The sequence below is a fragment of the Paraglaciecola hydrolytica genome (assembly GCF_001565895.1).
GTDB lineage: Bacteria > Pseudomonadota > Gammaproteobacteria > Enterobacterales > Alteromonadaceae > Paraglaciecola > Paraglaciecola hydrolytica.
In genome coordinates this window covers 432,829-441,955 of sequence record NZ_LSNE01000005.1, presented here as the reverse complement: position 1 = coordinate 441,955, position 9,127 = coordinate 432,829, and the positions used below count along the sequence as shown (strand labels likewise).

The window sequence follows — 9,127 nt, the reverse complement described above, 5'->3', positions numbered from 1 at the left end:
GACATCGCACTAGCATCTTCGGCAAACTGATTTTCCCGAATGACTTTGACATTTTTAATACGATTGACCAGTGCAGAGCCCATATCGGCACTAAACTGCTGATCCCTAAAAACGGTCAAACCTTCTTTTAAACTTAACTGAAACCAGTCACGGCAGGTGACTCTGTTGCCCGTCCAGTTATGGAAATATTCATGGGCAATTACCGATTCAATATTAAAAAAATCTTCATCGGTAGCCGATTCAGGCGTGGCTAAAACAAACTTACTGTTAAATACATTCAGTCCTTTATTTTCCATGGCACCCATGTTGAAAAAATCTACTGCTACTATCATGTAAATATCGAGGTCGTATTCGAGGCCAAACACCTCTTCGTCCCAGCTCATGGCTTTCTTCAATGAGTCCAAGGCATGTTGACCTTTAGCCAAACTACCTTTATCTACATACAACTCTAAGGCCACATCGCGACCACTGGCCGTAACAAAATTGTCCATTAATAAATCGAAATCCCCCGCCACTAAGGCAAACAGATAACAAGGCTTTTTAAAAGGATCAGACCATTGCACCCAATGTCTACCTTGTTCTGAATCGCCACTGGCGACCTTATTGCCGTTAGATAATAAAAAGGGAAACTGACTTTTATCACCGATCACTTTTACATCATAAGTAGCGAGTACATCGGGTCTGTCTAAAAAATAGGTGATTTTACGAAAGCCTTCGGCTTCACACTGAGTGCAATAAGCACCAGCAGAGAGATACAATCCTTCTAAACTGCTGTTTAAATGCGGGTGGATAACTGTAGTAATGCTTAATTCAAAATGGTCTTGAACAGCAGGAATAGTAAGACTCACTGTATCAAGGGAATAATTGTTATAACTCTCGCCATTAATTAGCAACTGTTTGAGCGTAAGACCTTCTCCATCCAATACCAATGGTCGCTCATGTGTGCCGTTACGCACAATCGAGGTGATGCAAGTGACAGTGGTAAAGTCAGCTAATAAATCAAACACCATACTGACATGTTCGATTAAAAAGTCAGGAGGTAAATAATCCAGACGTCTTTTAATTTGCGGACCTGTTGTGGGTATTGAATTGTTGCTCATCTTAATCTCTGAAAATGTAAGTCGGTTGGAAGCACAGTGGACAATACTGTCCACTGTCAAAATTAAACTTTGGCTGCTGCAGTATGTGTAGGTACAGGTATGCGCAATATTTTAATACCTAAATAGGCATAGATAATGGCTAATACTGGATTGATTAAATTAAAGAAGGCATAAAATACATAATCCAAGGGATTTACCGCTAAAACACCGTGCATGTAAACACCACAGGTATTCCAAGGAATAAGTGGCGATGTCAAGGTGCCACCATCTTCTAAACTTCTTGATAGATTTAATTGGTTTAAGCCGCGTTTTTCAAATTCTTCTTTATACATTCTACCTGGCATGACAATGGCCATATATTGGTCGGCAGTTAGAATATTGGTACCTATACAGGTTAAGATAGTACGGGTAACCATATCGCCAGCACTTGTCGCACCTTTTAGGAAAGCACTGACGGCACGTTTAAGCAAACCTACACGTTCTAACACGGCACCAAAAGTCATTGCACACATTATCAACCAAATAGTATTAAGCATACTCGACATCCCACCACGGCTTAACAAGTCATTTAGAGTGTCGCTGCTAGTACTAAACTTAACGCCATCAAATAGCGCCGTCCAAACGACAATTATAGTGGCTTTAACCGCAGGCATGCCCTGTTCTGCTAAATTGGTGATCACCTCTGGTTGAAATGCTGCCGCCCAGATACCGCCTAAAAGTGCACCTATGGATACTGCTGGAAACGCGGGTACTTTTTTCATTGCCATGGCTAATAATAAAAATAGAGGGACCAACATATGCAAACCCAAATTAAATTCTTGGGCTAACAAGTTTTGCATTTCTGCGATACGACTTACCGAATCCTGAGCTTCGGTACCATAACCTATGACGGTAAATAAGATCAGCGCAATAATAAAACTAGGTACTGTGGTCCATAACATATATTGAATATGTTCAAATAAATTTGTCCCTGCAATGGCTGGTGCAAGATTTGTGGTTTCTGATAAAGGCGAGATTTTATCGCCAAAGTAGGCACCCGAAATGATTGCCCCAGCCGTAACCGGTGCTGACATATCCATACCTATCGATACGCCCATTAAGGCTACACCGACAGTTGCCGCAGTGGTCCACGAACTACCAATACTTAAAGCAACAATGCCACAGATCAAACAACTCGCGGCATAAAACATGGAGGGATTAAGTAAATCTAAACCGTAATAGATTAAAGTGGGTACTGTACCTGACAACATCCAAGTTCCAATCAACGACCCCACAGCTAAGAGTATTAAGATAGCACCAAGAGAGCGCGAAATACCTTTAACTATACCTTGCTCTATGTCGTCCCATTTGTAACCATTTTTAATACCCACAAGAGCAGCAATGCCCATAGCAAGTAATAAGGCAATCTGATTGGGTCCAAAAGAAGAGTTATCTTCAAACAAATAGACCGACGAGCCAAGCAGTAATACCAAAATAATAATGGGTATCAAAGCATCGAGTAAGGATGCTTCTTTTAATTGATTTTGTTTATTTTCCATTTAACTAAAGACCCTATAATTAACTTGCGACTGAACGGTAAAACATCACCACGATGACAACCGGACACACAAACCGAATATACCAGGGCCAAATTTTCCAGAATAAACCTTGTTCTAATTGCGGATCACCGTTTTTCAACTCGTCTAAAATTTTGTCGCGCTTCCACACCCAACCGGCAAATATGCACAGTACCAAGCCCAATAAAGGTTGGCTATACACTGTCGTTGCCGCGATAACGAGTTCAAACAAGGCGTTAAAATTAAGTGCAATAACACAACTCATTATATAAATAACAATTGCGATTAACCAAACAGAGCGCTTACGCCCCATGCCTTTGCTTTCAACTACGTAAGCAACAGGTACTTCGAGCATGGAAATTGATGAGGTAACGGCCGCTATAATCATTAAAGCAAAAAAGGCTAAGGCAACAAAATTGCCGATTGCACCCATAGTGTCAAAAAATGCCGGCAACACCGCAAAAATCAAACCTGGACCTGCAATATAATCGCCATTCTCGGCAAATATTTGCACACCATTATGCAGAGCTACATACATTGCTGGGATGATCAATAATCCCGCTAGTACTGCCACACCAATATCCACAAAGGCTACTGACGCACCCAAGGTAGACAGTTTTTCATTTTTAGAAATATATGAGCCATACACCAACATGGTGCCCACACCTAAAGACATGGAGAAAAACGCTTGCCCCATGGCACTGATCAACAAATCTGGATTGAGTATTTTAGAAAAGTCAGGCAATACATAGTGTTTTAAACCTTCCATGGCTCCATCCAAAGACAGCACATAAAAGATCAATAAAAGGATAATGACAAACAATGCAGGCATTAATCTAACAGACCAGCGTTCGATGCCGTCTTTAACTCCACCTGAGACGATAATCGCAGTCAGTGCCATAAACAATCCACAAAATAGGATGTTTCTACTGATGGCTTGTTCAGATGATAAATCAGCCATTAACCAACCCGTAGCGCCGTCAAAACCCAATAAGTCAGCAATGGGGGCAAGGCAAAAAGAAATCATCACCCCTGCCACAAGGGCATAAAAAGCCAGAATTAAGGATACCGTGATAAATCCCCAAACCCCTGCAAAACGACCTATTCTGCTTCCAGTAATTTCGCCTAGAGCATCAACCATATTAGAACGTGTGGCTCGCCCAATGACTAATTCAGCCATCAATACTGGATAAGCCAAAACAAAGGCGAGTATGATATAGACCAATACAAAGGCCGCTCCACCATTACTGGCTACTTGAGTCGGAAACCCCCATATATTACCTAAACCTACTGCAGAACCTGCGGCCGCCAGAATAAAGCCAATTCTGGAGGAAAACTCTCCTCGTGCACTCATTTTTCACCTGTTTTTATTATTATTAGTTATTGTTGTAGTAAAACTGAAAAAGGCTATTTAAAATAGCCCTTTCAAAACTTGATAGCATTATTTTTGGTTTATTGCGTACTTTCCTGTCGCTAATAAATCGAAGGTAATACTGGCCGCTTCGTCCAAGAAGGGATCAATTTCGGGTAGATCTTCTGGCAAATCATCAATTGAAGCAATCACCTCAAGACCTTGACGTTGTAAGCGTTGGTTAGCTCTTGCCAGATTGCGAGTTTCCGCTTCTGTTTTTTCTTTTAATCTTTCCGATTCAACCAAAGAAATCGTTTTATCTTCTTTTTTCTGTTTATAACGTTCAATATCTTCAAAAATATACGCAAATTCAGGATCATTTTTAATACGTGTATTGTGCAAATTGCCTAACTGTTGTGCAACACTCTTGGCATCACCAAAAGTGGTATAGTTAGCACGTTCGATACTATCCCAAGGCAGAGCAGATTCTTCTTGGCTTTCACCCCACTCTTTTGGATCAATCGGTGAAGGAAATAATACGTCAGGTATCACCCCCATGTGTTGAGTACTGCCACCATCTATACGGTAAAACTTCGCTATCGTGAACTGCACACTTCCCAAAGGGTTTTCATACAAGTCATATATACGACCTAAACCACGGTGTTGTTGCACAGTCCCCTTACCAAATGTTTGTTCACCTAAAATTAACGCGCGGTTGTAATCTTGTAAGGCTGCGGCAAAAATCTCTGACGCTGAGGCGCTATAACGGTCAACCAGCACAGTTAAAGGGCCATCGTAAGATACTTTGCCATCCACGTCCTTTTCGACACGAATACGCCCTGCACCATCACGAATCTGCACAACGGGGCCTTTATCAATAAATAATCCCGTTAGTAAAGTTGCTTCGGTTAAGGAGCCTCCACCGTTACCACGAAGATCGACGATAATACCCTGCACTTGTTGCTCGTTCAGGCTATCCAGTTCTTTTTGTACATCGGCATGTAAATTATTGTAGAAAGAAGGAATGGTGATAACACCTAACTTTTGGTCTTTATGAGAGCCAGTTTTAGGTACATAAACTTCGGACTTAGCAGCTTTGTCTTCTAACTTAATTTTATCGCGTGTCAAGGCAACTACTTCGGGCGTATTGTTTTCACCTGAGCCCTTCATCACTTGTAAACGAACAACACTACCTTTAGGCCCTTTGATAAGTTCAACCACCTCATCTAAACGCCAGCCGATCACGTCAACAAATTCATCATCGTCTTGGGCAACACCCACTATTTTGTCTTCTGGCTTAATTTTTTGCGATAAATCAGCCGGACCTCCAGGCACCACACTACGTATAACGGTGTAATCATCTTCACTGAGTAATACCGCGCCAATGCCTTCAAAAGACAAATTCATTTCCATTTGGAAACGTTCGGCATTTCGTGGTGATAAATAACTGGTATGGGCTTCAATAGCACGAGCAAAGGAATTCATTACAATTTGAAAAACATCTTCACTCGATGTTTGAGTTAAACGCCTTATCGCAGTTTCATAACGTTTAGTCAGCAATTCTTTAATTTTTGGCCAATCTTTACCGGTTAATTTAAGATTTAAGGCATCGTATTTAACGCGTTGACGCCATAACTCATTTAATTCAGCTTCATCTTTGGGCCAAGCTGCTTTTTCACGATCAAACTCAAAAGCGTCATTTTCAACTTCAAAATCAAATTCTTTCGCTAACAGTGTTAAAGCATATTCGAAGCGTTTTTCACGTTTCTCCATATTGATTTGGTAAATCTCGTAGGCAATAGCTAAGTCACCTACTTCAATTGCTTCGTCAAAATGTTTAGCATATTTATCAAAACTTTTAATATCAGCAGCGGTAAACACGTTGCGATTAAAATCCAGAGATTTTAAATAGCGCTGAAATATTTTTTCTGACAGAGCATCATTTAATTCGATTGGTTTATAGTGTGAGCGTAAAAACTGTGAAGAAATGCGTTTAGCAGAAACAGCATGCTGAGATTCTTGCTCAAGATGGGGTAAGCCTTTTACACTTTCGGCACTTTCGATGGCCAGAGCATTAGTGCCCATCACTACCAAAGCGGATAACACAGACAAACGAATCGATTTAATCATATTTACTACCTCTTGGCGCGTGCCAACCTAAGATTATCAACTTGGACTTTGACCACCATACCTGTATCAAGTTGCACATGAACACCATCTTTGTTCACGTCAGTAATAGATGCAGGCATTGGAGTTTTACCAATTTTGACCGTAACGTTAGTTCCAACCACCAAGTGCTCAGCACTAAGTTTCTCTGGCGGCGGCAATTTAACTGCAGGTTCCGCTTTTTTAACAGACTGCTCTTTATTAACGGTTTTCTCGGCGGATTTAAACTTAGGCACGTCTTTATTTTTGTAACTTTTCTTTGCAGGCGGTTTTTTAGCTTGTTGTTCTTTACGTTTTTCAGCCACAACAGCGCGACTTTCATCTAACTGTTTTTTAGCGTGTTCGGCATGGTCGAGTTCAATAACGGCAACACCATTGCCATCTAAATCAACTCTTTGCTCGCCTTCTTTGACTGATTGTAAATAACGCCAGCTATTTGTGTAATGGCGTAAGGAAGAGCGTAATAAGGTTTTACTGACACGTTCTTCACTTTCTAAACGTTCAGCCAGATCCTGAAAAATACCTATTTTTAACGGTTTAGCTTCGCCTTGTAGGCTAAAACATTGTGGAAAGCTTTCTGCTAAAAATGCCAGTACTTCTTTGCTATTTGAAAATTTCTGTGGAGTATCCATTAATTCTTCTAGTGTGTAGTTATGTATAAGTTATCGGGGTTCTTGCAGCTCATCATCCCAAGTTGCCAATAGTTGGTCAACCCAGTCATGCAAATCATCGTCATCTATATCAAGTAAATGGCTATCTCGTCGCCAATTTTCCCAAATATATTGGATCATATTCTCTAAAGAGGTGGAATCTATATCATCATCGGCATGATCGTAAAGCAAATGTAGCAAAGAATTGAACTTGTCAGTCGCTTCTTCTGCCTGATCTTCCCAAAAATCCATATCCTCTAACGTGGCTAACGTGACATGGATATCAATAAAATGTTTCATACTAAACTCGCTTGCAAACTATCTACTATGAGTTGCAAACCATCTACATCTGTCTGATCAAAACGGCCAATGAGTGGGCTGTCGATATCCAGTACCGCAAAAATTTCACCATTAGCATATACGGGGATCACAACTTCGGAGTTTGATGCCGCATCACAAGCAATATGACCCGCAAATTCATGTACATCATATACTAACTGAGTGCTATTTTGCGATACAGCAGTGCCACATACGCCTTTACCTATTGGAATACGAATACAGGCGGGTTGACCATGAAAGGGGCCAAGTACAAGTTCACTATCTTTTAATAAATAGAAACCTGCCCAATTTACGTCTTTTAATGTCCAATAAAGTAAAGCACTGATATTTGCCATGTTGGCAATGTAATCAGATTCACCCTCTACTAAAGATGCAACCTGTTGGGCTAGTTCAGCATAATGTTGTTGTTTGTTTTGCGACATTAAAACTCTCTTACGGCTAAAAGCGTTAATTAGTTAAGTAACTCAAATACAACTGCAACTTGAGCTTCTGTATCCATTTGACCAGGCATTGAATCGCTGGCCATTCGAGCTCGTGTCGAATAAATTTTTTCTCGCATAACAGGCTGTCCTTGGGATTGCTCAGATATGGAAATCGCTTTACCGAGTTTCAGGCCCAATGTTTCTGCCATGTGACTTGCTCGTGTTTGAGCATCAAGCAGTGCATATTTTATCGCATCTTGATAATGTGCAGCACCTTTACTATTGCTGTAACTAAAACCTTCAATTCGGTTTATTTTTAATTGCAATACGCTGTCAATGGCCTGATCGTATAACGTTAAATCATCCAAACTGATTTGAATTTGTCGACTTAAAATAAAGCCTTTCTGTTCTTGAGTGTTATCGTTATATTCAATCCACGGATTAAATTGCACTTGCAAACTTTGGATATTTTTTGGTTCAACCTTAAGTTCAGTTAATAACGATACAACCTGCTTGGTCTTGTCGCTTACCCGTTTATTCAACTCACTTGCTGACTCGCCGCGCTCTTCAACCACTACTGTAAAATTAAATCGATCCGGTACGCTTTGTACACTGCCCAATCCGTTTACTGTTATTTGCCGTGATTCACCATGATGCATAGGTGGTTTGGGTCCACAAGCTGACAATAGCAGCAAACTCAATATGACTAATTTTTTCATTTATACCTCGTGTAAGACCGCTTTTAGCCTTCGAATAAAACAAAGGTTTTGCGCAATGGCAAATATTTTACTTGATAACTTAGTCAGAGGCTAAACCTAAGTCGTATCAATTTGTCTTTAAAGGATAAAATTTAATACTAATGTACTGTTTTGTTGGCTGTCAGGTGAGATTTGAATTAATAACTGATGGTTTACTGGCTAAGAGGATAATGTTTATTAATGGATGTTTACAATATATTACAAACATCCTTAAATTTTCTCAGATAATCTTTGCTAAAAATTATTGGGCACTCTAACCCAACCTTCCATCAATACCCTAGCACTGCGGCTCATAATGGCTTTAGTTACTTGCCATTGGTCCTCGACAAGTTTTGCTTCAGCGCCAACATTTAAAGTACCTGAAGGGTGACCAAAACACACTGTACTACGCTCACTGCCGCCAGCCGCAAGATTGACTAAAGTACCTTGAATAGCCGCAGCTGTGCCAATGGCTACAGCGGCAGTGCCCATCATGGCATGGTGGAGTTTACCCATGGACATAGCGCGTACCAACAAATCTATATTGTCTGCCTTAATAACTTTACCGCTTGACGCTACATAGTCTTGAGGTGGAGCCACAATGGCAATTTTTGGGGTATGTTGACGTGTCGTGGCTTCGCTAATATTTTTTATCAAACCCATTTTTACTGCACCAATGGCGCGTAAGGCTTCAAAGCGTTCAAGGGCTTTGGGATCAGAGTTAATAACCTCTTGTAACTCAGTTCCACTGTAACCCAGACTTTGAGCATCAACAAAAATAGTCGGAATGCCTGCGTTGATTAGGG

General features: G+C 40.6%; 9 protein-coding genes. All 9 read right to left on the bottom strand.

Going from position 1 to position 9,127, the window contains the following annotated elements:
* Positions 1-1,100, bottom strand: a 1,100-nt coding sequence (locus AX660_RS23305) for a M1 family aminopeptidase (protein ID WP_268801372.1), incomplete at its 3' end; no start/stop codon positions are given.
* A gap of 62 nt (positions 1,101-1,162) precedes the next feature.
* Complete coding sequence (gene nhaC / locus AX660_RS09910; RefSeq protein WP_068376037.1) at positions 1,163-2,638, bottom strand: Na+/H+ antiporter NhaC; 1,476 nt, start codon at positions 2,636-2,638, stop codon at positions 1,163-1,165.
* Between the two features lie 19 nt (positions 2,639-2,657).
* A complete protein-coding gene (locus AX660_RS09905) occupies positions 2,658-4,010 on the bottom strand; it encodes a sodium-dependent transporter (RefSeq protein ID WP_068376036.1) in 1,353 nt (450 codons plus the stop codon).
* A gap of 87 nt (positions 4,011-4,097) precedes the next feature.
* Positions 4,098-6,137: a carboxy terminal-processing peptidase gene (gene prc / locus AX660_RS09900; protein ID WP_068376034.1), complete on the bottom strand. Its 2,040-nt coding sequence runs from the start codon at positions 6,135-6,137 to the stop codon at positions 4,098-4,100.
* Positions 6,138-6,142: 5 nt separating this feature from the next.
* Positions 6,143-6,805, bottom strand: a complete 663-nt coding sequence (proQ, locus tag AX660_RS09895) for an RNA chaperone ProQ (protein WP_068376033.1) — start codon at positions 6,803-6,805, stop codon at positions 6,143-6,145.
* Between the two features lie 30 nt (positions 6,806-6,835).
* Positions 6,836-7,123 (bottom strand): hypothetical protein, encoded by a 288-nt coding sequence (locus AX660_RS09890; protein WP_068376032.1) that lies wholly within the window; start codon positions 7,121-7,123, stop codon positions 6,836-6,838.
* Positions 7,120-7,584 (bottom strand): GAF domain-containing protein, encoded by a 465-nt coding sequence (locus AX660_RS09885; protein WP_068376028.1) that lies wholly within the window; start codon positions 7,582-7,584, stop codon positions 7,120-7,122. Before AX660_RS09885 ends, AX660_RS09890 begins: the two co-directional genes overlap by 4 nt.
* Positions 7,585-7,613: 29 nt before the next feature.
* Positions 7,614-8,303 carry an SIMPL domain-containing protein gene (locus AX660_RS09880; protein ID WP_068376027.1) on the bottom strand — a complete coding sequence of 230 codons (690 nt, stop codon included), beginning with the start codon at positions 8,301-8,303 and terminating at the stop codon, positions 7,614-7,616.
* 273 nt (positions 8,304-8,576) lie between these two features.
* A partial coding sequence (locus tag AX660_RS09875; RefSeq protein WP_327082849.1) for a PrpF domain-containing protein occupies positions 8,577-9,127 on the bottom strand: 551 nt, incomplete at its 5' end.

Excerpts from the sequence above, each read along its gene's own strand:
- AX660_RS09880 (WP_068376027.1), bottom strand. The coding sequence starts at position 8,303 with ATGAAAAAATTAGTCATATTGAGTTTGCTGCTATTGTCAGCTTGTGGA.
- prc (WP_068376034.1), bottom strand. The coding sequence starts at position 6,137 with ATGATTAAATCGATTCGTTTGTCTGTGTTATCCGCTTTGGTAGTGATG.
- AX660_RS09890 (WP_068376032.1), bottom strand. The coding sequence starts at position 7,123 with ATGAAACATTTTATTGATATCCATGTCACGTTAGCCACGTTAGAGGAT.
- AX660_RS09905 (WP_068376036.1), bottom strand. The coding sequence starts at position 4,010 with ATGAGTGCACGAGGAGAGTTTTCCTCCAGAATTGGCTTTATTCTGGCG.
- nhaC (WP_068376037.1), bottom strand. The coding sequence starts at position 2,638 with ATGGAAAATAAACAAAATCAATTAAAAGAAGCATCCTTACTCGATGCT.
- proQ (WP_068376033.1), bottom strand. The coding sequence starts at position 6,805 with ATGGATACTCCACAGAAATTTTCAAATAGCAAAGAAGTACTGGCATTT.
- AX660_RS09885 (WP_068376028.1), bottom strand. The coding sequence starts at position 7,584 with ATGTCGCAAAACAAACAACAACATTATGCTGAACTAGCCCAACAGGTT.